Genomic DNA, 25,852 nt, shown 5'->3' with positions numbered 1-25,852 from the left:
TGTGAGGAAGACAACGGTCACTCCCGGAAAGGACACGCGCACAGAACGCGGGCCTGGACGAATTTGGCATTGGACTAAGATCTAGCGACATGAAGCCTTCACCCTCGCTCGCTCCTCCTACGGCGGCGCCCGCCGAGGCGCCCGAACCGGCGCGCCGCTCCCGGTGGGCCACCCTGCGCCCCTGGGTCGTACCCGCCATCGTGCTGGTGCTGGCCGTCCTGCTGATCGACGCCCTGCAAGTGCTGCTCAGCCAGGTCCACTACCTGGACGTGATTGCGGCCGCGGCGGCCACGCCCCATCTGGACATGATCTTCGCGGTGCTGGCCACCGCGCTCAGCTACCTGATCCTGACCGGCTACGACTTTTCCAGTCTGGCGTACGTCGGCGCCAAAGTACCCCGGCCGACAATCCTGCTCACCTCCTTTGTCGCCTATGCCCTTGGCAATACCGTCGGCCTTGGCGTGCTGACGGGCGGCACCGTACGGATGCGGCTGTACGCCGCGGCGGGGGTCGAAGCCAGCAAGGTGGCGCAGGCGATCGCGTTCAATGCCGGCGCCTTCGGCCTGGGCATGACGGCCTTTGGCGCCGCCGGCCTGTTGTGGGGCGCGCCGCAGGTGGCCGACCTGCTCAAGATGCCTGCCTGGGCGCTGCAAGGACTGTCAGGTCTCGTGCTGGTAGGCATTGCCGGCTTCGTGCTGCTGTGCGCGCGTTTTACGACCCTGCCGATCGCGGGGCGCTGGAAGGTGCCCCTGCCCAATGCCGGCCTGGCCATCCGCCAGCTGGTGATCTCGGCCGCCGACCTGAGCGCCGCCGCGGCCGCGCTCTGGTTCCTGCTGCCCGACAACGTGGTCGACCTGCCCACCTTCGTCGCGTTCTACGCCGTGGCCATGGCGCTGGGCGTGATCAGCCATGTGCCGGGCGGACTGGGCGTCTTTGAAGCCGTGATCCTGCTGGCCTGCGGCGGCCGCGCACCCACTGAACAGATCGCCGGCGCGCTGATCCTGTATCGCGGCATCTATTTCATCCTGCCGCTGATCGTCGCCGCCATCCTGCTGGCCACGTTCGAGCTGCGCAGCACGGCGGTGGCCAAGGTAGGCCGGGCCGCCATGAAACTGACGCCCGGATTGCTGGCGGGCCTGGCATGTATCGCCGGGATCATGCTGCTGGTATCGGGGGTCACGCCCACCACCAGCGACGCCGTCGCCGAATTGCTGGAATTGAACGTGCCGCTGTTCGTGGTCGAAGCCGCCCACCTGATCGGCAGCGTGATGGGCCTGGTGCTGCTGTTCGTGTCGCGCGGGCTGCTGCACCGGCTGGACGCGGCCTGGTGGGCGGCCCTGGGCGCAGCCATCGTGGCTGGTGTGCTGGCTCTGCCCAAGGGCATTGCGGTGTCGGAACTGGCGGTGATGGGCCTGCTGGCGCTGCTGCTGATCACGTCGCGAAAGCAGTTCTACCGCCGGTCATCCCTGTTCACGCAGACCTTTGAAAAAGGCTGGCTGATTGCCGTGGCCTGCGTGCTGGCCGCGTTGACGTGGATCCTGTTCTTTGCCTATCGCGACGTCGATTACGCCGACCGCATGTGGTGGGAATTCGCCATGGACAGCAGCGCGTCGCGGTCCATGCGGGCGATGATGGCGGTGGCGATCATCGCGCTGGTGTTCGGACTGTGGCAGCTGTTCCGCCAACCCGCCGGCACCTCGGCGCCGCCCAGCACCGACGATCTTGCCAAGGCCGACACCGTGGTGCGCGCCCAGGCCGCCGCCGATGCCTGCCTGGCGCTGATGGGCGACAAAAGCCTGTTGTTCTCGCCGTCGGGCAAGTCCTTCATCATGTACGGCAAGCAGGGCCGCTCGTGGATCGCGCTGGGCGATCCGGTGGGGGTTGCCAAGGAATGGCCGGAACTGGTCTGGCGCTTCATCGAGATGGCGCATGGCAACGGTGGACGCGCGGCCTTCTACAAGGCCCGTCCGCAAACGCTGCCGCTGTACCTGGATGCCGGCCTGCGCGCCTTCAAGCTGGGGGAAGAAGCGTACGTCACGTTGCACGACTTCAGCCTGCAGGGATCGCGCCGCGCCAACGTGCGTCATGGCGTGAGCCGCGCCGAACGCGAAGGCTCCAGCTTCGAGATCGTGTCGCCGCCCGACGTGCACACCATCCTGGACGAGATCCGCGAGATCTCGGACCTGTGGCTGGCCCAGCACAACGCGCAGGAAAAAGGCTTTTCGCTGGGCGCATTCGATGATGACTACGTACAGCGCCAGCCGGTTGCGGTGGTGCGGGCCAAGGGCCGCATCGTGGCCTTCGCCACGCTGATGTCCCCCGAAGTGCTGCGTGTGGAAGTCAGTGTCGACCTGATGCGCCAGCGGCCCGATTCGCCCGCCGGCACCATGGACTTCCTGTTTGCCAAGCTGATGCTGCACTTCCAGTCGCTGGGATACCAGCGGTTCAGCCTGGGCATGGCGCCCATGTCCGGCATGGTGGACCACCAGCTTGCGCCGCGCTGGCACCGGTTTGGCCGCCTCATGTTCCAGTACGGCGAGCGGTTCTACAACTTTCGCGGCCTGCGCAGCTTCAAGGACAAGTTCGATCCGGTCTGGGAAGCCCGCTACCTGGTCGCCCAGGGCGGCATCAACCCGCTGTTTGCGCTTACTGACACGGCCGCCCTGATCGGCGGCGGACTCAAGGGAGTCATCGCCAAATGAAACACCGCGTGCTTGCCGCGCTGGGCGCCGCCCTGCTGCTGGCCGGATCGGGCGCCCAGGCGGCGTCCCCGGAAACGATCTCGCATGGCCGGTTCAATGACCTGCCGGTCTACAAGCCCGCGGGCCCGGTCAAGGGCTTTGCGCTGCTGCTGTCGGGCGCGGCGGGCTGGGATGCCGCCGCCAAGGTCCAGGCCGAAGCCCTGGTCCGACAGGGCACGATGGTCGCCGGGATCGACACCGCCAAGTTGCTGGCCAACCTGGAAGCGGACAAGGGCAAATGCGTCATGCCCGACGGCGATATGGAAAACCTGAGCCGCTTCATCCAGGCGTTCGAACATCTGCCCACGTACTTTCCGCCGATCCTGGTGGGACAAGGCGCGGGCGCATCGATGGCCTACGCGATGTACGCCCAGGCGCCAGTGACTCGCTTCGGTGGCATGCTGACCGTCGACTTCTGCCCCGTGCTGCCGATGCAGAAGCCTCTGTGCAACGGCGAAGGCGTGCATTTCGAGAAGGCCACGTCGGCTGCGGGCGCCAAGCTGCTGCCGGCCAAGAAGCTGGACCACCCGTGGATTGCGCTGCAGGACGCCAAGCCGGTTGCAAGCACGGCGGCGGTTGCGCCAGTGCCAGCGGCAGGGACGGCAGCGCCGACGTCAAGCGCATCTGCCGCGGCGTATGCCGCCTGCGCCCCGGGCGCCGCGCAAGCCTTCACCGCCGCCGTCCCGGGCGTCGAAGTGCAGGCCGTCACCCTGCCCGCCCGCCGCGACGATGCGGCCGCCCCTTGGGTTGGCACTTACACCACCGCCTTCAACAAGCTCAATGCCGAGCGCCCCGCCGCACCCCCCGTGCCACCCGCCACGATTGCCGACCTGCCCGTGGTCGAAATCCCGAGCAAGGCGCCCGGCGACACCTTCGTGATCCTGCTGAGCGGCGACGGCGGCTGGGCCGGCCTGGACCGCGATGTGGCCGCGTCCCTGCTCAAGATGAACGTGCCGACCGTGGGCCTGGATTCGCTGCGCTACTTCTGGAGCAAACGCACCCCGGCGTCCGTCACCGCCGACATGGACCGCCTGATCCGCTTCTACCTGACGCGGTGGAACAAGAGCAAGGTGATCCTGGTGGGCTATTCGCAAGGCGCCGACGTGCTGCCCTTCGTCATGAACCGCATGCCCGTCGCCACCCGCAAGCACATTCCGCAGACGGTGCTGATGGGGCTGGGCAAGAAAGCGGCCTTTGAATTCCAGGTGACCAACTGGATCTCCGCCCCGTCCAGCGGCCTGCCCATCGCGCCCGAAACCGAAAAGCTGGCGGCAGGCACCACGACGTGCATCTATGGGCTGGATGAAGCCAAGGACTCCGGCTGCCCGACGGTCGATCCGGCAAAGATCAAGGTCGTCAGCTTGCCCGGCGGCCACCATTTCGACGGCGATTACGACAAACTCGCCCGCATCATCCTTGGCGGCGCGCCGCCAGCCATAACAAAGAAGTAGCCCGCAGCGTCAGCCTGACCGGGGGGACCTATCTGTGGATTACTCCACTAAGAACATAAAGAAATTCGTGTACAGCCACTACTTCTACGGTGGCGTGCGGCAGGCGCTTGGGGCGCTGGTGCCGGCGATGGTGTTGCTGGGGTTGTTCGACCTGCCGGTGCTCGGGCTGGCTGCCACGTTCGGGGCGATGTGCGTGTCCATCGTCGACCAGCCGGGGCCGGTGCGGCATCGCAAGAACGAGATGCTGGGGTGCGCGGTGCTGGGGGCCGCGACGGCCGGTATTACCGCGTTGGCCACGCCCTATGCCTGGGGCCTGTGGTTCACGGTCATCGGGCTGTGCTTTTTCCTGTCGCTGCTCAGCGTATTCGGCCGCAAGGGCGGGCTGATCGGCTTTGCCTGCATGCTGCTGATGACGCTGACCATGCACAGCACCTTCACGCCGGCGCAGGCGCTGCTGCATACCTTGGTCACGATCGCGGGCGGACTCTGGTACACGGGTTTCAGCCTGGTCGTGACGCGTCTGCAGTGGTATCGCCAGGAACAGCAGGCGATCGCGGCGTGCATCTTTGCGTCGGCCGAATACCTGGAGGTCAAGGCGCGTTTCTACGATCCGGACACCAAGCTGGACGACAACTATCAGCAGCTGATCGTGCGTCAGGCCGCGGTGGCCGAGCAACAGGAAGCCGCCCGCGACGTGGTGCTGCGCGAGCTGCCCCGCGCCGCCAGCGAGGGCATGGACGCGCGCCGTGGCCGCATGTTCAAGATGTTCATCGACATCGTCGACCTGCATGAAACCGTGGTGGCCGTGCATACCGACTACGAGCTGCTGCGCCGCGTGTTTGCGGGGTCCGACCTGCTGGTGTTCTTCCACGACCTGCTGCACAAGCTGGCGCTGGATACCGAAGCGGTTGGCCTGGCCATCACGCAAGACCAGATCACGCACCGCCACATCAACGTCAAGGCCGAACTGCGCGCGATCGAATACGAGATCGACCAACTGAAAAAAGCCGACTTTCCCAAACTGGAACCCGAGGCCTACACCGCGCTGATCTGGACCTTCCGCCGCGCCCGCAACGCGGCCAAGATCCTGGACCGCCTGCATCGCGACACCGATCCCGCCAGCGACGGCGAAGCATCATCGCTCAAAATGGATGCGTCGCTGCGCCGCTTCCTGTCCAAACAGGACTTCAGCCCCGCGCGCATCACCAGCAACCTCAAACTGTCGTCACCGAACTTTCGCCATGCGCTGCGGGTGACGCTGGCGGTGGCGATCGGCATGACCTTGTCGAGCGAGTGGCTGATCCCGCACCACATCATGCACAGCTACTGGATCGTGCTGACCATCGTCGTCATCATGAAACCGGGCTTTTCGCTGTCCAAGCAGCGCAATATCCACCGGCTGACCGGCACGCTGATCGGCTGCGGGCTGGTGCTGGCGCTGCTTTCGTTCGTCGACAACACCTTCATCCTGTTCGCCGCCATGATGCTGGCGGCCGTGATGGGCAACAGCCTGGTGCAGCTCTACTACCTGGCCAGCGCCACCTTCAACACCACCTTCGTGCTGCTGGCCTTCCACTTCATTGCGCCAGGGTCCTTGTCGGTCATTGGTGAACGGGCGCTCGACACGCTGGTGGGGTCGATCATCGCGTTGGGCTGCAGCTACTTCCTGCCGTATTGGGAATACCGGCTGATCAAGCCGACCGTGCAGCGGGCGATCGCGGCCAACCGCAACTATCTGTCGGCCAGCCAGCAACTGGTTGCCACCGGCATTGCCCAGCCCGCCGACGACTTCGAGTACCGGCTGGCCCGCAAGAACGTCCACATTGCGTTCGGCAACTTTGCCAATTCGTTCTACCGGATGATGCTGGAGCCGCGCTCCAAGCAACGTTCCGTGGCCGAACTGAACAACCTGGTGATCCAGAACCACGAACTGGCCGCGCAGATCGGCGCAGCTGCCCCGCTGCTGGCCACCCTGCCCGCCATGCCGGCGCCGCTGGCGGGCGTGACGCGCCGTATCGAAGGTATTCTGGATGACGCGGTCAAGGGCACGCCCGACACGCGGGACGACACGGAAGTCTTGCGTGAACTGGCCCGCGAACTGGATGGCGCCGTGTCGGAAGCGGAAACCGCCGGGTCGGTTGACGGCGACACCGTCAACACGCTGCGTCAGCTGGTGTTCCAGCTGAAACAGATGGTCAAGACGAGCCTGTCGATCCGCCGCAGCGCGGCGTTCGCGAGGCTGCCCGCCTGAGGCGGAACTTGCACCCGCATCAACCGTGGGTCGGCCCGAGCAGTCCGTGTTTGTGCGTCGTGTCGTGTCGCGGCGGCGGGTCGACCGCCTCGGACAGGGTCTGCAAGATCCCACAGTCCTTCGCGGCCTTGGCTTGCAGGCACTGTTCCCGCAGGCTTTTCAGCTGCTTCTGCAGCGCGCGCAGTTCGGTGATCCGCGTCGCCACGTGGCCGATGTGCTCGTCCAGCAGCGCATTGATCTCGCCACAGCTGGCATTCGGCGCATCGCGGAATTCCAGCAATCGGCGGATTTCGCCCAACGTCATGTCCAGCGACCGGCAGTGCCGGATCATCTGCAGACGTTCCACGTGGCTTTCACCGTAAATCCGATAGTTACCCGCCGTGCGTGCGGGAGGCGGCAACAGCGCCTCACGCTCGTAGTAGCGAATGGTCTCCACCGGTGTGTTGGTACGTGCGGCCAGTTCGCCGATTTTCATGTCGCACCTCGAACCGATTCTTTGGGGAGCTGGTTGCTCCCGACTCGTTGTTACAGAAGCATAGCGCACTATCGGCAGAAAACTTGACTCTGTACTTGCTATAGGGTTTTCAATAGGGGCTGATGATTGGAGGACCCATGTCCGACTCGAAGGGCTGCTGCGGCAGCGCCCCCGCTCCCGCCGATGACTTGAACGCACGCGCCGTGTCCCGGAAACCGCCCGCAATGCCCGCGGAAGGCGGCTGCTGCGCGCCAGCTGCGGCCACCAGCTGCTGCACACCGGCGGCCGCGACCTCTTTGCAGGCAGAGCACGACCATGCCGGGCACGATGACCACGACCACGCACACGCCGCTGCGCACAGCCACGCCCATACCGAAGACGCCTGCTGCGCCGCCGACCCCGCGACCCTGGCGGCGTCCGCCGCCGCCCAGCCCGCGCCCGACGGCACGCCATTCTCGCTGTTCCGCATCGACCAGATGGACTGCCCGACCGAAGAACGGCTGCTGCGCAAGGCGCTGGAGCCGCTGCCCGGCGTGCATCAGCTCGCGTTCAATCTGATCGAGCGCACGCTGCGCGTCCATCATGACCTGCCCGATCCGGAACCGCTCATGGCGACGATCCGCGGGCTGGACATGAAGCCCGTGCTGCTGAACGCACCGGGCCAGGAAGGCGCCGCGCCCACGCCCCCCGCCCCTGCCGTGTCGCGCGCGATGGCATGGCGCATGGGCGTTGCCGGCGTGCTGGCGATCGGCTCGGAAGTGGTCGCCTACAGCACCGGCGACGAAACGTCCTGGCCCATCGCCGTGCTGGCGCTGGCGGCCATCCTGATTGGCGGCCTGCCCACCCTGCGCAAGGGGTGGATCGCGCTCAAGAACCTGACGCTGAACATCAATCTGCTGATGACGGTCGCCGTGATCGGCGCGGTGCTGATCGGCCAGTGGCCGGAAGCCGCCGTGGTGATCTGGCTGTTCGGCATTGCCGAGATGATCGAGGCGCTGAGCCTGGAACGCGCCCGCAACGCGATCCGCAGCCTGACCGCGCTCGCGCCCGATCGCGCGCTGGTACGGCAACCCGACGGCGCATGGCAGGAACAGTCCGTCGACACACTGGCCATCGGCCAGGTCGTGCGCGTGCGGCCGGGGGAACGCGTCGTGCTGGATGGCGTCGTGCTGCGCGGGGTGTCGAGCATCGATCAGGCGCCCATCACCGGCGAAAGCATGCCGGTCGACAAACAGGCGGGTGACCGCGTCTTTGCCGGCACCATCAACCAGGACGGCGTGCTGGAAATTGAAGTCACCACCCGCAAGGGCGACACGATGCTGGACCGCATCGCCCGTTCCGTGCAGGACGCGCAGGCTCAACGCGCGCCCACGCAGCGCTTCATCGACCGCTTTGCACGCGTCTACACGCCCATCGTGTTCCTGGCGGCCATCGCCGTCGCCGTGGTCGCGCCGCTTGCGTTTGGCGCGCCGTGGCAGCCGTGGATCTATCGCGCGCTGGTGCTGCTGGTGATCGCGTGCCCGTGCGCGCTGGTCATCTCCACGCCGGTCACGATCGTCAGTGGGCTGACGGCCGCGGCGCGGCGCGGCATCCTGGTCAAGGGCGGGCTGTATCTGGAGCAAGGCCGCCGCCTGACGGCGCTGGCGCTCGACAAGACCGGCACGCTGACCGAAGGCAAGCCGACGTTGACGGATATTGTGGTGCTGGGGGCGGAATCCAGTTCAGGCGTGATGCCTGCCGCAGGGTCGGACATGATCCCAAGCTCTGCGCCTGACTCGACTACGGTGCTGTCTCGCGACGACGCCCACCGCCTGGCCGCCAGCATCGACGTGCTGTCCCCGCACCCGGTGGCTGTTGCCATTGCCACCGGCGTCGCAGCGGCTGACCTGGCCGACGTCGCGGACTTCCAGTCCCTGCCCGGCCGGGGCGTACAGGGCGCGATCGATAGCGTCATGTACTACGTGGGCAATCCGCGCCTGATGCAGGAAATCGGCGCCGACACGCCTGCCGTGGCCAGCGCCATGGACGCCCTGGAACGCCAGGGCAAGACAGCCGTGGTGCTGGCCAGGAAAGGGCAGGCGCTGGCGCTGCTCGCGGTGGCCGACACGGTCCGCGATACCAGCCGGCAGGCCATTGCCGAATTGAACGCGCTGGGGGTGCGCACCGTCATGCTGTCGGGCGACAACGCCGCCACCGTGGCCGCGGTCGGCACGTCGCTGGGGATTGCCGATGCGCGCGGCAACCTGTTGCCCGAAGACAAGCTGCGCATCGTCAATGAATTGGCGGACACTGGCCGCATTGGCATGGTCGGCGACGGCGTGAACGATGCGCCCGCACTGGCCCGGGCCGACATCGGCTTTGCGATGGGCGCGGCCGGCACCGACACGGCGATCGAAACCGCCGACGTCGCGCTGATGCAGGATGACCTGCGCAAGATCCCGGAATTCATCCGCCTGTCGCGGCGGACGGCGGCGGTCCTGATGCAGAACATTGCCTTCGCGCTGCTGCTTAAGATCGTGTTCTTCGGCTTGACGTTCACGGGCCACGCCACGCTGTGGATGGCCGTGTTTGCCGACGCAGGCGGCAGCTTGCTAGTGGTATTCAACGGGCTGCGGCTGCTGCGCGCCCCGCGTGAGGCCAGGAAGATCACCCCGCCCGTGGGCAAGCCGGCCACCGCGTAACAACCGGCCACTGCCATGCAGCAGTGGCCACCTTCACTCAGTCCGCCGCCACATCCCGGCGGAACACCAGCCGGTCCGCCGTCGACGCCGCCTTGGCGTACGTGTAGCCCGCCTTGTCAAAGCCCAGCAGGTCCTTGGGCGTGGCCGCCTGATGCTCGATGGCATACCGCACCATCAGCCCCCGCGCGCGTTTGGCGTAGAAGCTGATCACTTTGTAGCCGTCACCCTTCTTGTCTTCGAACACGCACTGCACCACGCGCGCGTCCAGCACCTCGCGATCCACCGACTTGAAATACTCTTCCGACGCCAGGTTGATGATGACGCGCTCGTCCTTGCCCTTCAGCCGCTTGTTCAGATAGCCGGCGATCTCGCCGCCCCAGAACTGGTACAGGTTCTTGCCCGTTCGGGTTTCCAGCTTCGTGCCCATCTCCAGCCGGTACGGTTGCATCAGGTCCAGCGGCCGCAGCGCGCCGTACAGGCCGCTCAGGATCACCAGATGCTGCTGCGCCCAGTCCAGCTGCTTGGCCGACAGGTGCGGCGCATCCAGGCCCTCGTACACGTCGCCATTGAAGGCCAGCACCGCCTGCTTCGCGTTTTCGGTCGTAAACTCGGGAGTCCAGTCGTGGTAGCGCTCGGAGTTGAGGGTGGACAGGTTCTCGCTCAGGTCCATCAGCTTCGCGATCTCGCGCGGCGACTTGCGCCGCAGCACCTCGATCAGGGCCGTGGCCTGATCCAGGAACAAGGGTTGCGTATGCTTGGCCACGTGGGCCGGCGATTCGAAGTCGAGTTTCTTGGCGGGCGAAAGCAAAAACAGCATGGTGGGTACCGACAAATGAAGCGAGGCGATACTGTAGACCAAATGTGCCCCTGTGGCGTCCGCCTGCCCTACGTGGCGTGCTGCGGCCGCTGGCACACCGGACCGGACCGCCTCAAGGCGCCCGATGCGCCCTCGTTGATGCGCTCGCGGTATAGCGCCTTCGTGCTGGACGACCTCGATTACCTGCTGGATACCTGGCATCCCAGCACGCGCCCCATCACGCTCGACCCCAATCCCCCTGGCATGCAATGGCTGGGTCTCGAATTGCGCGGTCATGCGGACGCGGGCGACGACCAGGCCACGGTCGAGTTCGTTGCGCGCAGCAAGTTCGCGGGCCGGGCGCAGCGCATGCACGAAGTCAGCCGCTTCACGCGCGAAGCCGGCATCTGGCAGTACGTTGACGGCGCCTTTCCAAAGGAAGCCAGGCGGGCAGCGCGCTAGCCGGGCGCCGGCAGCGGGCGGCGGGTTCCTTGGCGGGCTGCGGTATCCTGATCGGCTGACCTGTTGCCGGTGCAGTGCTGCCGGCGTTTTTCATCGACGGATCCATGGCTACCACCCGACGTTCCTCTACTGCTGCTGCGGCCACCCCCAAGCCCGGCACGCCCGAGTATTTCGAAGCGCACTACAACACCAGCCTGCGCGTGCCCGAATTCCACGCCATCCAGGCACACTGGGCGCAGGCCAGCGTGGAAGCGCGCCACCGCCAGCCGCGCATGCGCACGCTGGCCTATGGCAACCAGCCTGGCGAGACCCTGGACTTCTTTCCCGCCGAATCGGCCGACGCGCCGCTGTTCGTCTTCATGCATGGCGGCTACTGGCGCGCCCTGAACAAGTCCGACTTTTCGTGGGTCGCACCCGAACTGGTCAAGCAAGGCGTCTCGGTGGCCGTGGTGGACTACGCGCTGGCGCCCGCCAATCCGATCGAAGGCATCGTCCGGCAGATGCTGGCAGCGCACGCATGGCTCTATCGGCACGCAGACGATCTGCGCATCGATCGCGATCGCATCGTCACCAGCGGTCATTCGGCCGGAGGCCACCTGACCGCCATGATGATCGCCGCGCGCTGGCCACAATGGGGCGAAGACCTGCCCCGCGATCTGATCCACGGCGGTCTCGCCATCAGCGGTTTGTATGACCTGGACCCGGTGTCGAAAGCGCCATTCCTGGCGTCCCTTGCACTGACGCCGGAACGTGTGGAAAAGCTGTCGCCCGCCTGGATGTCACCCGGGTCGCACGCGCGCCTGATCACCGCAGTCGGGGGTGACGAAAGCGGCGAGTTCAAACGCCAGACCGCACTGATCGGCGAACGCTGGCCCGACAATCTGATGCGCGACTTACCCCTGCCCGGCCTCAATCACATGACGGCCTGCGATGGCTTTGCCGAGCCCGGATCCGCGTTGCTGAACGCCGCGTTGGACTTGCTGCAGGACTGACACAAGGCCCTGCACCACCCCGCCCAACAAGTTGACAAAGTTAACTATCTAGTTATCATTGTCAACTATCAGTGCACCTTCAGGATCACCATGGCCGACCTTCTCGTCAGCACGCAGGACCAGACCCGACTCCTTACGCTGGACCGGCATGCCAAGCGCAATGCGTTGACGAATGGCCTGATCCGGGCACTGATCGACGAACTGTCGGCAGCGGACAACGACGATGCCATCCGCTGCGTCGTCATTACCGGCAACGGCTCCGCCTTCTGCGCCGGCGCCGACCTTGAAGAATCCCGCAGCGCAGCTGATCCCGCTGCCGTCCTGGCGGAACGCAATGCCTTGCTGGTCGACCTGCTGCTTGCCCCTCAACGCATGACCACACCGGTCATTGCTGCCGTCAATGGCGGCGCGATCGGGGGCGGCGCGGGCCTGGCCCTGGGCTGCGACATGGTGGTCGCATCGCCGGCCGCGCGCTTCGGTTATCCCGAGGTCAAACATGGCATCACGGCCGCGCTGCTCATTCCCAATCTGATCCGGCAGGTCGGTCCCAAGATCGCTTTCGAATTGATCGGCACGGGCGAGCCGATCGGTGCCGACCGCGCGCTGGCCCTGAACCTCGTCAACCAGCTGGTGCCGGCTGAGGACCTGTTGCCCGCCGCTTTTGCTTTGGCCGCCAAACTCGCAGCCTTCCCGCCCGCGGCCATGCAGGCCTCCAAACGGCTGTTCTACGCCGCCTTCGACATGACGCAGGCCGACGCGGTCATCGCCAATCGCGACGTCAATACCGCGTTGCGCCAGCAGGCCCCCGGGCACTAACCGCCCTGAACACGATCACGCCCCCCGGACGCCGCCTTTCCTGGAACCACGATGACCCTGACCACCCGCATCACCCGCCTGCTTGATATCGAACATCCCATCATCCAGGGTGGCATGAGCTGGGCCTCGTCCAATGCAGCGCTGGCCCTGGCCGTATCGCAGGCGGGCGGGCTGGGCGTGATTGCGGCCGGGCCGATGTATCCCGACGCGCTGCGCGCCGCCATTCGTGACGTGCGCGAAGGCACGGCGCATCCGTTCGCCGTCAATGTCCCGCTGTACAACAAGCGGGCCGCCGAATTCCTGGACATCGTGCTTGAAGAACGCGTCCCTATCATCATCGCGTCGCAGGGCGGACCAAAGGCCCACATCGCGCGGTTCAAGGCCGCAGGCGTGACGTGGATCCAGGTCACGGCCAATCCCCTGCATGCCAAAAAAGCGGAAGAGGCCGGTGTCGATGCCGTCATCGCCGTGGGCTATGAAGCGGGCGGCCATCCGGGTCCGGAAGAAGTCGGCACGGTGGTGCTGGTGCGTTCCACGGTCAAGGCCGTGTCGATCCCGGTGATTGGCGGCGGCGGCATTGCAGACGGCGCAGGCATTGCGTCGATGCTGGCGCTGGGCGCCAGTGCAGCCTTGCTGGGCACGCGTTTTCTGCTGACACCCGAATCCGGTCTGCATCAGGCCTATAAAGACGCCGTACTGCAGGCGCGCGTGAATGACACGGCCGTGGTGGGCAAGGGCCGTTCACCGATCCGTATGGTCAAGAATGCGTTTTCGGCCGCCTACGCCGCGGCCGAAACTGCCGGCGCGGACAACGAGGCACTGGATGCCTTGTTCGCGGGCAGCTCGCTCAAGCTGGCCGCCCTGGATGGCAACGTCGACCAGGGCAAGATCGAAGCGGGCCAAAGCGCCGGATTGATCGATACCCTGGAGCCGGCCGGGCAACTGGTGGCGCGGCTCATGCGCGAGACTGAAGCGGCCATTGCCGAGTTGCGCGACGCGATCAATTGAACGCGGCGCAGGGGAACGCGGCGCAGGGCATGCATCAGGCGGCGCGATCGGCCTGATCTAAGCCTGATCTAAGCCTGATCTAAGCCTGATCTGAGCCTGACCCGAGCCTGGTCCGAGCCTGGTCCGAGCCTGGTCCGAGCCTGACCCGAGCCTTTTCCGTGCCCGGTCACAGCAGGTCACCCGCCAGCCTCAGCCGCCCCGCCCGACTCGCCCAGCGTCACCCCCGACCCGACCCCATCCGGCACCGTCAACACCCCGTTCTCGGTCGTCAGCCCGCTGAAGGGATCGTCCAGCAGATGCTCGAATTCCGACAGCTCCGCACCGGCATGGATGTTCCCGGCCACCGCCGCCACGGCCACGCCTTGCGCCGCCAACAGCCGCGGCCCGAAGATCGCACCAAAGCGGTAACCCACCCCCGCTGCCTCGCAGATCCGTACGGCGATCAGCGTGTTGCGGATGCCGCCCAGGTAATGCAGCTTCAGGTTGTACGAATCCGCGGCGCCCAGGCCGATCAGCGTCACCAGGCCACGCAATGTCTTGATGGATTCGTCCGCTTCGATCGGCAGCAAGCCACTTGCACGCACCCGTATCAACCCGTCCACGTCATCTGCCGGAACAGGCTGCTCCATCATCGCGATGCCATACGGTTGCAGCGCGCGGCAGACGTCGATCGCACCGTCGGCATCGTAGGCCTGGTTGGCATCGACGGTCAGCGTGATCGCCTTGCCCACTCGCGTGCGCACGGTGGACACGCGTGACACATCCAGACCGGACTCGCCGCTCAGCTTGATCTTCAGGCAGCGGTAGCCTTCATTTACCAGGCGCGCGCAATGGTCGGCCATGGCGGCGGGCGACTTGAGCGGAATCAGGCGCGACGCCTCGATCCGGTCGCGCACCTTGCCGCCCAGCAGGGTATGCAGCGGAATGCGCAGGGTGCGGGCGACCAGGTCATACAGCGCGTTGACGAAGCCCGACAAGGCGCAGGCCTCGTCTTCGGCCACGGGCGCAAGCAGGGCATGCAGCGTCTCGATCTCGAAGGCATTCTTGCCCTGCACCACGCCCGCCAGCGCGTGCAGCACCGGTTCGATACGCGCCACATCGGGCGCGTGGATGGGCGTGCCCAGCACGTGCCCGTAGCCCACGTCACCCGCGCGCGAGGTCAGCGCAACGATCCAGCCATCCACATGCGTGATCGTGCCACGCGCGAATCGCCAGGTCGGGTCGTCCTGCCGCTGGCGGCACGGCGTGATCTCGACCCGATCGATCATGCAGTGGCCGACCGGCCCGCCCTCTTGTGCATCCATTTCGCCCATGATCACTCCAATTTCAGATTGGCGCTCTTGATCAGGTCCACCGTGCGCTTGGCATCGTCTTTCACGAAACGCGTCGTCTCTTCGGGCGACATGGCCGTCACTTCGGCGCCCTGCGCGTCCATCAGCTTGCGAAACTCGGCGTGCTGATACACGGTGGCGATTGCCTTGTTGATTTTATCAACGACAGGCGCAGGCGTGCCCTTGGGCGCCGCCACGGTGTACCAGGACGACGACTCGGCGCCGCCCAGCCCCACCTCGGCAAACGTCGGCACGTCAGGCAACAGCGGCGATCGTTTGGTCGACGCATAGGCCAGCGCGCGCAGCTTGCCTGCCTTCACGTAGGGCAACTCGCCCGACAGGTTCATCACGGCAGCCTGCAGGCGGCCGGCCACCAGATCGGTCAGTGCGGGCGCGGCGCCGCCATAAGGGATGTGGACCAAGTCGATCTTGGCGGTCAGCTTGAGCATCTCGCCCCCCAGGTGTGGCGACGTGCCGGCGCCCGACGACCCATAGTTGAGCTTGCCCGGACTGGCCTTGGCCAGCGCAATCAATTCCTTCACGTTGGTGGCCTTGACGTCAGGATGGACTACCAGCAGGTTTGGCTGCGTCGGCGCCAGCGCCACGAATGCAAAGTCCTGGATGCCGTCATACGGCACCTTCTGGATCAGCGGCGTCACGACGTGCGCGGCCGCGGTGCCCAGCAGCAAGGTGTAGCCATCGGGTTCAGCCCGGGCCACGAAGCCAGCGCCGATCGATGCCCCGGCGCCGGGTTTGTTCTCGACCACGACGCTCTGCCCAAGCTCGGTCGCCAGATCCTTGGCCAGCGCGCGGGCGATCAGGTCGGCCGGGCCGCCGGCAGCATAGGGATTGACCAGCACGATGGGCTTGGTCGGAAAGGCCTGCGCCGAAACGCCGTTGGCTGCCAGGCTGGCGATCAGTCCTGCAACAACGCTCAGTGCCCGTAATGTCGTGTGATGCATGTCTCTCTCCTTGGTGGATGTCTTTTTTGGCGCGTCCGGGGGTTCAGATCGCGTTCTTGTCCCGCAGCGCCTGCACGGCCTCGCGGCTCATGCCCAGCTGTTGCATCAGAATCTGTTCGGTGTGTTCGCCCAGCAGCGGCGGGCGCGCCAGGCTGGGGTTGTCGTAGCCGGTGAACTTGAACGGCACCGGCACCGCGTTGAACGTGCCGATGGTGGGATGCGCAAAGCTCGCCACCATCTCGCGCGCCAGCACGTGCTCATTGGTCAGCACTTCGTCCACGCTCAGGATCGGCCCCGCCGGCACCTTGGCGTCGTCGCACAGGCGGCAGAAGGCGTCGCGGTCGATCTTGCCGATCGCTTCCTGCAAGCCCGCCATCACCTCAAGGCGGCGATCCACCCGCGCGCGGTTCCTGCCCAGTTCCGGATCGTCGGCCCACTCGGTCAGGCCCAGCAAGTCGCACAGCGGCTTCCAATGCTGATCGCTGCCGGTCACCTGCACCCATTTGTCATCGCGGCACCGGAACGCGGCCGATGGCACGCGCCCGGGATGCTCCGTGCCCATCCGCGCCGGCACTTCGCCCAGCGCAAAGAACCGCGCCGCCGCGAGCGACAGCAGGCCGACCTGCCCGTCCATCATCGAAAAATCGATATGGCATCCCTGCCCATGCGTGCCCCGCCCCACCAGCGACGACAGAATGCCGATCGCCACCCACAGCCCCGACGTCAGGTCCGCCACGGGCAGTCCCGGCTTGACGGGCCCGCCCCCCTTCTCGCCTGTCAGGCTCATGATGCCGCCCATGGCTTGAAAGACGGTGTCGTACCCCTTGCGCGGGGCATACGGCCCGGTCATGCCGAAGCCCGTGCACGACACGTAGATCAGCGAGTCATTGAAGGCGCGCAGCCGGTCGTAATCCAGCCCGTAACGCTTGAGCGTGCCGACCGGAAAGTTCTCCAGCACCACGTCGGCGGTGGACGCCAGTTGCCGGATCACGTCCTGCCCTTCCGGCGAACGCAGGTTCACGGTCACGGACTGCTTGCTGCGATTGAAGGCCATGTAATAGGCCGACTCGCTGCCGCCCTCGCCTTGCACCTTGGGTTCGAAGCTGCGGGTTTCATCGCCATCACCCGGCTGTTCCACCTTGATGACCGTGGCGCCGAGTTCGGCCAGGATCATCGACGCAAACGGGCAGGCCAGCACCCGCGACAAGTCCAGGATGGTCACGCCATCGAGCGGCCGCATTATTGCGCCGCCTTGGCGCGAAACCCACGCATCAGGATGTTCGTATCGCGGCCGGCATCCAGGCCTTCGGCCAGCGTCAGGTCGGCCACCCGATGGAACAGGCGTTTGGTCGTCGCCACGGCAATCGGACTCCAGCTGGCCACGCGGGTGGCCATCTCCACGGCGGCGTCCACCACCTTGTCATCGGGTTCCACCCGGTTGGCGATCCCCAGGGCCAGCGCGCGCGCGCCGTCGATGGGCTCGGCCATGGCCAGCAATTCGAACGCATGCTTGCGGCCCATCTGCCGGACCAGGTTCGACATGACCACTGCCGCCACGATGCCGTGCTTGAGCTCCGGATAGCCAAAGCGCACCGTTGCCGACATCACCGCCATGTCGCAGGCAATCGCCAGCCCGGCGCCACCGCCCAGGGCATTGCCCCGCACCGCGGCAATCACCGGCTTGGCCATTCTGGAAAACGCCAGATGCAGGTTGGCGGTCAGCTGCGCGCGCTCGCCCACGGCATGCGGCGCTTCGGGCACCAGGGCGCTGAACTCGGTGGTATCGGCGCCCGCGCAAAAAGACTTGCCGGCACCGGTCAGCACCACGGCATGCACGTCAGTGGCGGTGTCGGCGTCACGCAGCGCGTCAACCAGCGATTGCGTCAACGCGGTGTTCAGCGCGTTGTGTTTTTCCGGACGATTCATCGTCAGGATACGGACAGCGCCGCGGTCTTCTACCAGCAGTTCATTCATATCGGTCCTCGCGACCCGGGGTGGATAAAGTGATTCCTGCAGGGTCGACAACTAGTTGATTTTATATACCATTTAATTGACTTTATCAACTATCTGCCCGGAAGGCCCCCGGTCGCCAGCCATGAAAAAGCCCCGCCACGGTGTCCCGTGCGGGGCTTTTTTTCTGCGCTGGCCAGTGCGCTGAAGACTGCAGGAAGTTCAGCGTTTGACGGCGGTCTTGCTGCGGGCAGGCTTGTTCTTGAGTTCGTCGAGCAGGCCCAGCGTGTGGTCGGTCAGTTTGTCGATCGCGCGTTCCAGCACGTCGCGCTCTTCCGGGCTCAGGATTTCAAGGATCCGTTCGTTGCGGTCCACCGCTTTCGGGAACACCTTGCGGTACAGCGCACGGCCTTGGGTGGTCAGGTCGAGACGCACGCCGCGTCCATCGGACTCATCGGCGCCGCGCTTGATATAGCCACGGTCGATCAGTTCGCCCACACTGCGGCTGGCCTGGCTCTTGTCGATGTTGGCCTCGTGCGCCAGGGCATTGAGCGACATCGGAGCAAAGGCGCCGAGCAGGCCAATGATGCGCCAGTCCCGGGAACCGAGATCGTACTGGCTTTCATTGGCACGGGCCGCCATGCGGCTCGACACATGGGCCAGACGGTTCAGGCGGTAGGAGAACAGCTCCTTCAGATTCGCGGGAACAGGACGGGTCATTCTTCTATCTCTTTAAGGGAACCCCTGCAATTTACCTTAGAGTGCCTTCGCGCGTCGCAGTTTGAAGCTGCTCATTGCCGTTGCGACCAGCTTTTGCGTTGTATCCCTGACTTCGCATTGACAGAATGCGATCGATCCGCCGGCATGCGTGACCTGCGCGGTCGCGGTCAGGCTGCCCTGCCCGGGTGAGACAAAATGAATGTTCAGGTCGACCGTGCCACGCGTCTCCAGGCCCGCTTCCGCGGACCGGGTGGCCAGCGCCATGGCCGAATCGACCAGGGTGGCAATGGCCCCGCCGTGAATGGTGTTGCGTCGATTGGCCAGCTCAGGCTTGAGCGGCAGGTGCAGCACGGACCGCCCGGCATCGGCCTCCAGCACCTCGATCCCCAGCCAGGCGGAAAAGCGCGCAATGGGCGATCCGGCCAACGGGCCGGTCGCGACCGTCTTGGGCACGTAGCCTTCCGACAAGGACGCCAGGGACGGCGTGTCGGGTTCGTCTTTCATGCCGGGTGCGTCCTTCATGTCGGGTGCCTCCTGGGTGTCGGGTCCGTCCTTCATGCCGCGGACGTCTCGCCTGACCGCAGCAGTGGATGCAGCCCGCTCATTGCGACCCGGCTGTGCAGGCTGCGGCCAAGCGCCGCTTCGCATTGCGCGGACGCTTCCAGCAGTCCTTCCAGATCGATGCCGGTCGACACGCCCATCGATTCAAACAGGCTGACCAGGTCTTCGGTCGACACGTTGCCGGTGTGTCCCCCGCCATATTTGACCTTGGCCGGATGCCCGCCCACGCCGCCAAACGCACAGTCGAAATAGCGGCAACCCGCATCCAGCGCAGCCACGTAGTTCACCAGCGCCGTGCCACGGGTATCGTGGAAATGCGCCACCGTATGCACCTCGGGCACGTCCGCATGCAGCTGGCTGAACAGCGCCTTGACCGACCGGGGCGTGGCCATGCCCGTCGTGTCGCCGATCGCCACGTGCAACACGCCCAGCGCGGCAAACCGGCGCACGTCTTCGATCACGCCCGCCGGATCCACCTCGCCCTCGAACGGGCAACCCATGGCCACCGACACGGTGCCTATCATCCGGAACTGGCCGTTGGCTGCCTGCACCATGTCCGCCACGTTGTGCCACTGGTCATCCCGGCTGCGCCGCAGATTCTTCATGGAGTGGCTTTCCGTGGCCGACACCAGCAAGCTGATTTCATTGGCGCCAAAGCCCGCGTTCAGATCAGCCACGGCGCGCTCGACCGCCCGCACATTCGCGCAGGTGGCCTTGTAGAAGACGCCGTCACGGCGGGGCAAGGCCTTGAGCAGTTCGCTGGCATCGGCAAACTGCGGCACCACCTTGGGATTCGAATACGACGTGGCCTCGACCCGTTTGAAGCCGATGTCGGCAAACTGTTTGACCAAGGCCACTTTGGTTTCGGTCGAAATGAAATCGACTTCGTGCTGCAGCCCATCGCGGGCAAAGCACTCGCACAGGGTGACGTCTGTCATGGTTTCCCTCCGGATCCCAAGCCGAACAACACGATCGCATGGTCTCGCAGCTTGTTCTTCTGCACCTTGGAACTGCCCGTCATGCCGATGTTCTCGAAGGTGTCGACCACTTCCAGGTAGCGCGGCACCTTGAAGTTCGCGCAGCGCCCCTTGCACCAATCGATCAGTTCCTGCGAGCTGGCTGTCTTGCCCGCCTTGAGCAGCACAAACGCCGCCGTGACTTCACCCAGCCGCGCATCGGGAACGCCGATCACCTGGGCCTGCTGCACGGCCGGATGGGCATGCAACGTCTCTTCCACTTCGGCAGGCGCCACGTTCTCGCCGCCCACCCGGTACATGTCCTTCAGGCGGCCCACCATCCGGATGCGGCCGTCTTCCGACATCTCGCCCAGGTCCCCGGTCTTCAGCCAGCCATCGGGCGTGAAGGCCTTGGCGGTAGCGTCAGGCATCTTGTAATAGCCGCGCATCACATGCCAGCCCTTCACCTGGATCTCGCCCCGCTCACCGCGCGGGGGCTCGACACCCGTCTCGGCGTCGGCAATCCGCACCTGCGTGCCCTTGTGCGGCAAACCCCAGCCCGCGGCCCGCAGCTCGAACGCATCGTTGCGATCCGACAGCACCACGTTCGGCGACGCCTCGGATTGCCCATAGGCATTGCACACGTTCGGCACGCCCATCACATCCTGGATCTGCTGCATGACTTCCGGCCCGGCTGCCGCCCAGCCGCCGCGCAGATGCAGCTTGTTCCGGTCGAAGTCGGGGTGCCCCATCATCATCAGAAAGATCGTGTCGTTGCCCGACGTCAGGGTGCAGCGTTCCTCATCCAGGATACGCAGCGTCTCGGCCACATCGAACTTGGGCAGGGTCAGCAGGCAGCAGCCATATACCAGGCTCACCAGCACCGACAGCGTCGTGCCCGACACGTGGAAGAATGGCCGGATGCTGAAGTAGCGGTCATCCGCGCGCACCCCGATCCGCTGCCCGGCCGCCCACGCGTTCGTCACCATATTTGCGTGCGTCAGCATCACGCCCTTGGGGAACGACGTCGTACCCGACGTGAACTGCATCAGCAGAATGTCGTCGGGCGTCACGTGCTCGGCCAAGGCATCCACATCCACTTGCGCCGCGTCACCGGCAGCCAGGAAGTCCGCATAGCGCTGTGCCGCGGCCGGCGCCCTGCCGTCCCCCGCCATGACGGCCTGGGTCAGCTCGGGCAAGGCCTGGCCCGGCAGCTGCGCGTCAAACGCAGGCTCCACGGCCTTGAGCAGATCCACGAAGTCGATGCCCAGGAAACTGTCGACAAACACCAGCAGCTTCACATCGGCCTGCTTGAGGCAGAACGCCAGCTCGTCCGTCTTGAACCGGGTGTTGACCGGCACCGTCACCGCGCCAATGGCCGCGCAGGCAAAGAACACCTGCAACCACGTCGCGCCGTTGCCCATCATGATGCCGACGTGGTCACCCTTGCGGATCCCGCGCGCATGCAAGGCGGCAGCAATGCGCCGCGTGCCGGCCAGGGTCTGCGACCACGTCAGCCGCTCGTCCTGGCAGACAAAAGCTTCATGGGCGCCATAGGCCTTTTCCGTGGTGCGCAGCGCCTGGTACAACGTGACGGGCGCGCCGATCATGATTGCGCTCCGGCAGGGCGATCGGTGGACCTGGCCCCGTCGCTGCCTGGATTTGCCGCAGGGCTTGTGGCTGCGTCGCGGCTCGTGTTTGCGCCGCTGCTGCCGAACGATGAAATCGCTTTCTTCCAGTCGGTATGGCGCAGGTTTTCTTCGATCGCCAGCATCTCGACCGCCATGGCGCCTTCGCGGGTGGTCTCCACGCCCTGGTCCACACAGCGTTTGGTCAGCCGTACCGTCAGGGGCGCGGCCGCCGCGATCTGCGCCGCCATCTCGGCCGCGCGTACAGGCAGTTCTTCCACGCTGTACACATGGTTGACCATGCCCAGCGTCAACGCTTCCTGCGCGTCCACGACGCGGCCGGTAAACAGCAATTCCTTGGCCATGCGGACACCCACGATGCGCGGCAGGCGCTGCGTCGCGCCTATCGTTCCCCAGCCCACTTCCGGATATTTGAAGCGCGCTTCGGTCGATGCCAGGATGAAGTCACTGGCCCCGGCGATTTCGCACCCCGAGCCGAAGGCCGCGCCATGCACCACCGCAATCACCGGCTGGGGCAAACGTTCGATCGCGGCGTAGGCAGTAAAGCCCCGCACGCGCCGCGCCGTGATTTCTTCGGTGGACATGTCCTTGCGTTCTTTCAGATCGGCCCCCGCGCAGAACACCGGGCCCGCCCCGCGGATCAGGACCACATGCGCATCCGGATCGGCAGCCAGCCGCTCCGCCGCCTGCACCAGTTCCACGCACATGCGGGAATTCAGGGCGTTGCGGCTCTCGGGCCGGTTCAGCGTCAACGTCGCGACATGGTTGCTGACGTCTAGCGTGATCGTGGTGAAATCGTATGCCATGTGGCACTGCCTCCGGGTGCTTGCTTATAGTTGATTTTATACACTACTTTGTTGACGATCACAACTATATGGGCGGAACGCTTCGGGGCGCGCAGGTGGCGCAAGGGGGTGGCGCAAGGCGGTGGCGCAACGCGTTGGCGCGGGGGGGGGGTGGCGCGGTGGTCTGCTGAACGTCACGGGCGATGGCGGGTCATGGACGCCGATTGCCGGGCCGCACGGCTACGCGTCGAGCAAGGCCTCGAAGCTTGCGGCCACCGGACTCTTCGGCCGGTCGCGCAGCGTCAGCCGATACAGGGGCCGCAGCAAGGGCCTGCCCGGCGTGACCGACAGGATGGCCAGACGCTTCAGGGCCACCAGATCTTCGATCGCCACGCGCGGCAATATGGCAACGCCCATCCCTGCCGCCACCATCCGGGCGATCGCCTCGTTGCTGCCCACCTCCAGACGTTCCTGCGGCACGATGTCAAGCGCCGCAAGCTGCGCCGCGCTCGCCTCCCCCGTTCCCGATCCTTCTTCGCGGACAATCCACCGTGCATGGCGCAAGGGTTCGATCGGGGCGGCGAAGGGTTCGGCAGAGCTCAGGTCCGCGGTCGCGCTGGCATCCCTAGGGCCAGTGTCGCCGTGCGCGTTCTTCCTACGGCCAGTGTCGCCGTGCGCGCCCTCCTCGGCGGGAAGGTCGCACCGAGCCGCAAAGTCCATCGGCACCACGATCACCATCTCGTCATCGCGCCAGTGCGCCACATCGATACGCGGGTCATCGACATGCCCTTCCACCAGCGCCAGATCGACGCGGCAGTCCAGCAACTGCTCGACCACTTCATGCGTGTTGCCGACCACCACGCGCGGCGACGCCAGCGGATAGGACTCCGCAAAGCGACCAAGTGTGGGCGGCAGCCAGTAGCTTGCAATAGTCGTGCTCGCACCGAGCGTCAAGGTACCCCGCCGCAGCTTGATACGCAGATCAATGTCTTCCACGGCCGCCCGCTCCAGCGCGAAAATGCCGCGCGCATGGTCGAACAGCGCGGCCCCGCTTTCCGTGAGCCGCACCCCCTTGCTGCCCCGCGGCCCGCCGGCGCCCCGTTCGATCAGCGGCAGTTCAAGCAGATGCTCGAGTTCGCGCACGGCCTTGGATACCGCAGGCTGGCTGATGAAGAGATCCTCGGACGCGCGCGAAAAGCTTTGACGCAGGGCGACGCGATGGAAAATGCGCAGCAGATGCAGATTGAGTTGCATGGCGAGCGACTTTTTGAAGGGAAGAGGCCAAGAATATAACCGCAGCTCATACAAAGTTAATTTAAATGAACTGTACTCATGCCCTGCTCGACCCCTAGTATCAGTCATAACGTCATAACGTTTATGTCTAAGGAAGTCGACCATGTCCGCCACGCCCGACAGTCTTGTCCTTCGCCCGCCCCTGTTCAAGGGCCGCGTGCCTGGCATCCTGCTGGCCGGCGTGGTCGGTGCGATCGCATTGGGACTGTCGACGCTGCCTTCCGTGGCCGGCCTCGGATTGAGCGCGCTCACGCTGGCCATCGTCATCGGCATCGTGTTGGGCAACACCGTTTACCCGCGCATCGCCGTCCAGGCCAACCCCGGCGTCGACTTTGCCAAGTCCACCCTGCTGCGCGCCGGGATCATCCTGTACGGATTCCAGATCAGCTTTCAGCAGATCGCCCAGGTCGGATTGGCCGGCATCCTCATCGCCGCATTGATCGTCGGCCTTACCTTCACCCTGGCCGTGCAGCTCGGCACCCGGGTCTTCAAGCTGGATCGCGAAACGTCCATGTTGATCGGCGCCGGCAGCGCAATCTGCGGCGCAGCCGCGGTCATGGCCTGCGAGCCGGTCGTCAAGGGGCAGGCCAACAAGGTGTCCGTCGCCATCGCCACGGTGGTGGTGTTCGGCACGCTATCCATGTTCCTCTACCCCTTCCTGTACCCCTTGCTGGGCATGAACCAGGAAGCCTTCGGCATCTTTGCCGGGTCGACCATTCATGAAGTTGCGCAGGTCGTCGCCGCAGGCAACGCCGTCGGCCAGGAAGCCGCCAATATGGCAGTCATCGAAAAGATGATCCGCGTGATGATGCTGGCGCCGTTTCTTCTTCTGCTGTCCGGCTTCAAGCGCAACGATCCGCAGCGTGCAGAGTCCGGCCTGGCCGGCGGGTCGGGTCAGCAACGCAGCAAGCTGTGCATCCCGTGGTTCGCGGTGTGGTTCATCGTCGCAAGCGGCATCAACTCGCTGCAGATCATTCCCCGCGAAGTCGTCAGCGTCCTGCTCAAGCTGGACATCCTTCTGCTCGCCACCGCCATGGCCGCACTCGGCATGCGCACGCACATCGGCGCGATCCGTCAGGCCGGCGCCAAGCCGCTGGTGCTTGCCGCTACCCTCTTTGTATTCCTGCTGGTTGGCGGCTTGCTGATCAACCTGGGTGTGATGCAGCTGACGGGTGTCCCGATTCGCTAAGTACACGCTGTAAGGACAAAACGCCGCGATGGATATCGCGGCGTTTTTTTATTGAGTCCGGGCAGGAGCGGCCGGACGGCTGAAGGAGTCTGCTCCCTCGCACCGTGTCAGCAAGCGTCAGGCGTACGACCCAAGGCTTCGGCATACCGCCCGTTCAGGTAATGCAGCACTTGCGTCGCGCGGCTCAGCGGCCAGTGGCACAACGTGTCCCACGAATCCAAGACGGACATGCCAAAGTCCCGCTTGAACGCCGACAGCGTTGCGGCATACGCATCCTCTCCCAACCAGGCTTCGCGCTGGGTGACCACGCGCCCAAAGGCGGCTTCAATCGCGGCCAGCACATCAGGTGCGTCCCCGATACGGCGAGCCGCAACCAGGCGGCGTTCGGCGTGCCGGGCAAGCGTCGCGGCGGCGTCAATCGCGCAGGGGTTGAACAGACGGGTAGATGGCGAAGTGTGGATCTGGGTTCTCATGGACAGCTCCTGGTGTGCAACGAAGACGCCGGATCGGGCGGCTTGCCAAGCACAGCAATGGGGGATCGGATGAGACGCAGAATATCAACGCACTGACAATGGACGCTGACCGGCGATGTCAGCGTTCTATCAGCGAAGAAGGTGCGACGAGCGCGGTCACCAGAGAAGGTGCACCGGAGAATGTGCACCGAAAGACGTGCTCCCGAAGACATTCGCCAAAAGCAAAACCCCCCGCAGCGTTCGCTACGAGGGGTTCTGGGTATAACTAGCCTGACAATGACCTACTTTCACAGACGTCCGTCCACTATCA

Annotated in this window: 22 protein-coding genes; 9 read left to right on the top strand and 13 right to left on the bottom strand. The window is 65.4% G+C overall.

Annotation, left to right across the window (positions count from 1 at the left end):
- Window positions 1–89 precede the first annotated feature (89 nt).
- From mprF to HD883_RS24635, 3 genes are read left to right on the top strand one after another with little or no spacing between them, the layout of a single operon-like run.
- Window positions 90–2,702, top strand: a complete 2,613-nt coding sequence (gene mprF, locus HD883_RS24645; RefSeq protein ID WP_179590708.1) for a bifunctional lysylphosphatidylglycerol flippase/synthetase MprF — start codon at window positions 90–92, stop codon at window positions 2,700–2,702.
- Window positions 2,699–4,192 (top strand): virulence factor family protein, encoded by a 1,494-nt coding sequence (locus HD883_RS24640; protein ID WP_179590711.1) that lies wholly within the window; start codon window positions 2,699–2,701, stop codon window positions 4,190–4,192. Before mprF ends, HD883_RS24640 begins: the two co-directional genes overlap by 4 nt.
- Window positions 4,193–4,226: 34 nt before the next feature.
- Complete coding sequence (locus HD883_RS24635; protein WP_179590713.1) at window positions 4,227–6,443, top strand: FUSC family protein; 2,217 nt, start codon at window positions 4,227–4,229, stop codon at window positions 6,441–6,443.
- Window positions 6,444–6,462: 19 nt separating this feature from the next.
- Here the strand turns inward: HD883_RS24635 and cadR are convergent, their stop codons facing one another.
- On the bottom strand, window positions 6,463–6,918 hold the full coding sequence (gene cadR, locus HD883_RS24630) for a Cd(II)/Pb(II)-responsive transcriptional regulator (RefSeq protein WP_179590715.1): 456 nt from the start codon (window positions 6,916–6,918) through the stop codon (window positions 6,463–6,465).
- 137 nt (window positions 6,919–7,055) lie between these two features.
- On the opposite strand from cadR, the gene HD883_RS24625 reads away from it, so the two are divergent.
- A complete protein-coding gene (locus HD883_RS24625; protein WP_257022679.1) occupies window positions 7,056–9,599 on the top strand; it encodes a heavy metal translocating P-type ATPase in 2,544 nt (847 codons plus the stop codon).
- 37 nt (window positions 9,600–9,636) lie between these two features.
- Here the strand turns inward: HD883_RS24625 and yaaA are convergent, their stop codons facing one another.
- Window positions 9,637–10,416 (bottom strand): peroxide stress protein YaaA, encoded by a 780-nt coding sequence (gene yaaA / locus HD883_RS24620; RefSeq protein WP_179590717.1) that lies wholly within the window; start codon window positions 10,414–10,416, stop codon window positions 9,637–9,639.
- A 15-nt stretch (window positions 10,417–10,431) separates the two neighbouring features.
- Here yaaA and HD883_RS24615 point away from each other — a divergent pair, with 15 nt between their 5' ends.
- The 4 genes from HD883_RS24615 to HD883_RS24600 all read left to right on the top strand — a co-directional run bounded on the left by HD883_RS24615 (window position 10,432) and on the right by HD883_RS24600 (window position 13,673).
- Complete coding sequence (locus tag HD883_RS24615) at window positions 10,432–10,857, top strand: YchJ family protein (RefSeq protein WP_179590719.1); 426 nt, start codon at window positions 10,432–10,434, stop codon at window positions 10,855–10,857.
- A gap of 104 nt (window positions 10,858–10,961) precedes the next feature.
- Entirely contained in the window at window positions 10,962–11,849 is an 888-nt protein-coding gene (locus HD883_RS24610; RefSeq protein ID WP_179590721.1) for an alpha/beta hydrolase, read from the top strand.
- Between the two features lie 90 nt (window positions 11,850–11,939).
- Complete coding sequence (locus HD883_RS24605; protein WP_179590723.1) at window positions 11,940–12,665, top strand: enoyl-CoA hydratase/isomerase family protein; 726 nt, start codon at window positions 11,940–11,942, stop codon at window positions 12,663–12,665.
- A 51-nt stretch (window positions 12,666–12,716) separates the two neighbouring features.
- Window positions 12,717–13,673: an NAD(P)H-dependent flavin oxidoreductase gene (locus tag HD883_RS24600; protein WP_179590730.1), complete on the top strand. Its 957-nt coding sequence runs from the start codon at window positions 12,717–12,719 to the stop codon at window positions 13,671–13,673.
- Between the two features lie 176 nt (window positions 13,674–13,849).
- On the opposite strand, the gene HD883_RS24595 is transcribed toward HD883_RS24600, so the two are convergent.
- From HD883_RS24595 to HD883_RS24550, 10 genes are all read right to left on the bottom strand, one after another.
- The gene (locus HD883_RS24595) at window positions 13,850–14,986 is read right to left on the bottom strand and encodes a mandelate racemase/muconate lactonizing enzyme family protein (protein WP_179590732.1); all 1,137 of its coding nucleotides are present in this window, start codon (window positions 14,984–14,986) and stop codon (window positions 13,850–13,852) included.
- 2 nt (window positions 14,987–14,988) lie between these two features.
- The gene (locus tag HD883_RS24590; RefSeq protein ID WP_179590734.1) at window positions 14,989–15,966 is read right to left on the bottom strand and encodes a Bug family tripartite tricarboxylate transporter substrate binding protein; all 978 of its coding nucleotides are present in this window, start codon (window positions 15,964–15,966) and stop codon (window positions 14,989–14,991) included.
- Between the two features lie 43 nt (window positions 15,967–16,009).
- Entirely contained in the window at window positions 16,010–17,206 is a 1,197-nt protein-coding gene (locus tag HD883_RS24585; protein ID WP_179590736.1) for a CaiB/BaiF CoA transferase family protein, read from the bottom strand.
- The gene (locus HD883_RS24580; protein ID WP_179590738.1) at window positions 17,206–17,940 is read right to left on the bottom strand and encodes an enoyl-CoA hydratase/isomerase family protein; all 735 of its coding nucleotides are present in this window, start codon (window positions 17,938–17,940) and stop codon (window positions 17,206–17,208) included. Before HD883_RS24580 ends, HD883_RS24585 begins: the two co-directional genes overlap by 1 nt.
- Before the next feature lie 198 nt (window positions 17,941–18,138).
- The gene (locus HD883_RS24575) at window positions 18,139–18,636 is read right to left on the bottom strand and encodes a MarR family winged helix-turn-helix transcriptional regulator (RefSeq protein WP_179590740.1); all 498 of its coding nucleotides are present in this window, start codon (window positions 18,634–18,636) and stop codon (window positions 18,139–18,141) included.
- Window positions 18,637–18,672: 36 nt separating this feature from the next.
- Window positions 18,673–19,158: a PaaI family thioesterase gene (locus tag HD883_RS24570; RefSeq protein WP_179590742.1), complete on the bottom strand. Its 486-nt coding sequence runs from the start codon at window positions 19,156–19,158 to the stop codon at window positions 18,673–18,675.
- Window positions 19,159–19,190: 32 nt separating this feature from the next.
- A complete protein-coding gene (locus HD883_RS24565) occupies window positions 19,191–20,135 on the bottom strand; it encodes a hydroxymethylglutaryl-CoA lyase (protein WP_179590744.1) in 945 nt (314 codons plus the stop codon).
- Window positions 20,132–21,763: an AMP-binding protein gene (locus HD883_RS24560; RefSeq protein WP_179590746.1), complete on the bottom strand. Its 1,632-nt coding sequence runs from the start codon at window positions 21,761–21,763 to the stop codon at window positions 20,132–20,134. The genes HD883_RS24565 and HD883_RS24560 overlap by 4 nt, the downstream gene beginning before the upstream one ends.
- Entirely contained in the window at window positions 21,760–22,608 is an 849-nt protein-coding gene (locus tag HD883_RS24555; RefSeq protein WP_179590748.1) for an enoyl-CoA hydratase/isomerase family protein, read from the bottom strand. The genes HD883_RS24560 and HD883_RS24555 overlap by 4 nt, the downstream gene beginning before the upstream one ends.
- Before the next feature lie 219 nt (window positions 22,609–22,827).
- Window positions 22,828–23,841 carry a LysR substrate-binding domain-containing protein gene (locus HD883_RS24550; protein ID WP_179590750.1) on the bottom strand — a complete coding sequence of 338 codons (1,014 nt, stop codon included), beginning with the start codon at window positions 23,839–23,841 and terminating at the stop codon, window positions 22,828–22,830.
- A 142-nt stretch (window positions 23,842–23,983) separates the two neighbouring features.
- Between HD883_RS24550 and HD883_RS24545 the strand changes: the two genes are divergently transcribed.
- Entirely contained in the window at window positions 23,984–25,069 is a 1,086-nt protein-coding gene (locus HD883_RS24545) for a YeiH family protein (RefSeq protein ID WP_179590752.1), read from the top strand.
- Window positions 25,070–25,176: 107 nt separating this feature from the next.
- On the opposite strand, the gene HD883_RS24540 is transcribed toward HD883_RS24545, so the two are convergent.
- Window positions 25,177–25,542: a hypothetical protein gene (locus HD883_RS24540; RefSeq protein ID WP_179590754.1), complete on the bottom strand. Its 366-nt coding sequence runs from the start codon at window positions 25,540–25,542 to the stop codon at window positions 25,177–25,179.
- Window positions 25,543–25,852 lie beyond the last annotated feature (310 nt).

Origin of the sequence: Pigmentiphaga litoralis, assembly GCF_013408655.1 — a bacterium.
Taxonomy (GTDB): Bacteria; Pseudomonadota; Gammaproteobacteria; order Burkholderiales; family Burkholderiaceae_B; genus Pigmentiphaga; species Pigmentiphaga litoralis_A.
This window is presented reverse-complemented; position numbering and strand designations above follow the sequence as displayed.

Excerpts from the sequence above, each read along its gene's own strand:
- mprF (WP_179590708.1), top strand. The coding sequence starts at position 90 with ATGAAGCCTTCACCCTCGCTCGCTCCTCCTACGGCGGCGCCCGCCGAG.
- HD883_RS24640 (WP_179590711.1), top strand. The coding sequence starts at position 2,699 with ATGAAACACCGCGTGCTTGCCGCGCTGGGCGCCGCCCTGCTGCTGGCC.
- cadR (WP_179590715.1), bottom strand. The coding sequence starts at position 6,918 with ATGAAAATCGGCGAACTGGCCGCACGTACCAACACACCGGTGGAGACC.
- HD883_RS24625 (WP_257022679.1), top strand. The coding sequence starts at position 7,056 with ATGTCCGACTCGAAGGGCTGCTGCGGCAGCGCCCCCGCTCCCGCCGAT.
- yaaA (WP_179590717.1), bottom strand. The coding sequence starts at position 10,416 with ATGCTGTTTTTGCTTTCGCCCGCCAAGAAACTCGACTTCGAATCGCCG.
- HD883_RS24615 (WP_179590719.1), top strand. The coding sequence starts at position 10,432 with ATGAAGCGAGGCGATACTGTAGACCAAATGTGCCCCTGTGGCGTCCGC.
- HD883_RS24610 (WP_179590721.1), top strand. The coding sequence starts at position 10,962 with ATGGCTACCACCCGACGTTCCTCTACTGCTGCTGCGGCCACCCCCAAG.
- HD883_RS24605 (WP_179590723.1), top strand. The coding sequence starts at position 11,940 with ATGGCCGACCTTCTCGTCAGCACGCAGGACCAGACCCGACTCCTTACG.
- HD883_RS24600 (WP_179590730.1), top strand. The coding sequence starts at position 12,717 with ATGACCCTGACCACCCGCATCACCCGCCTGCTTGATATCGAACATCCC.
- HD883_RS24595 (WP_179590732.1), bottom strand. The coding sequence starts at position 14,986 with ATGGGCGAAATGGATGCACAAGAGGGCGGGCCGGTCGGCCACTGCATG.
- HD883_RS24590 (WP_179590734.1), bottom strand. The coding sequence starts at position 15,966 with ATGCATCACACGACATTACGGGCACTGAGCGTTGTTGCAGGACTGATC.
- HD883_RS24585 (WP_179590736.1), bottom strand. The coding sequence starts at position 17,206 with ATGCGGCCGCTCGATGGCGTGACCATCCTGGACTTGTCGCGGGTGCTG.
- HD883_RS24580 (WP_179590738.1), bottom strand. The coding sequence starts at position 17,940 with ATGAATGAACTGCTGGTAGAAGACCGCGGCGCTGTCCGTATCCTGACG.
- HD883_RS24575 (WP_179590740.1), bottom strand. The coding sequence starts at position 18,636 with ATGACCCGTCCTGTTCCCGCGAATCTGAAGGAGCTGTTCTCCTACCGC.
- HD883_RS24570 (WP_179590742.1), bottom strand. The coding sequence starts at position 19,158 with ATGAAGGACGCACCCGGCATGAAAGACGAACCCGACACGCCGTCCCTG.
- HD883_RS24565 (WP_179590744.1), bottom strand. The coding sequence starts at position 20,135 with ATGACAGACGTCACCCTGTGCGAGTGCTTTGCCCGCGATGGGCTGCAG.
- HD883_RS24560 (WP_179590746.1), bottom strand. The coding sequence starts at position 21,763 with ATGATCGGCGCGCCCGTCACGTTGTACCAGGCGCTGCGCACCACGGAA.
- HD883_RS24555 (WP_179590748.1), bottom strand. The coding sequence starts at position 22,608 with ATGGCATACGATTTCACCACGATCACGCTAGACGTCAGCAACCATGTC.
- HD883_RS24550 (WP_179590750.1), bottom strand. The coding sequence starts at position 23,841 with ATGCAACTCAATCTGCATCTGCTGCGCATTTTCCATCGCGTCGCCCTG.
- HD883_RS24545 (WP_179590752.1), top strand. The coding sequence starts at position 23,984 with ATGTCCGCCACGCCCGACAGTCTTGTCCTTCGCCCGCCCCTGTTCAAG.
- HD883_RS24540 (WP_179590754.1), bottom strand. The coding sequence starts at position 25,542 with ATGAGAACCCAGATCCACACTTCGCCATCTACCCGTCTGTTCAACCCC.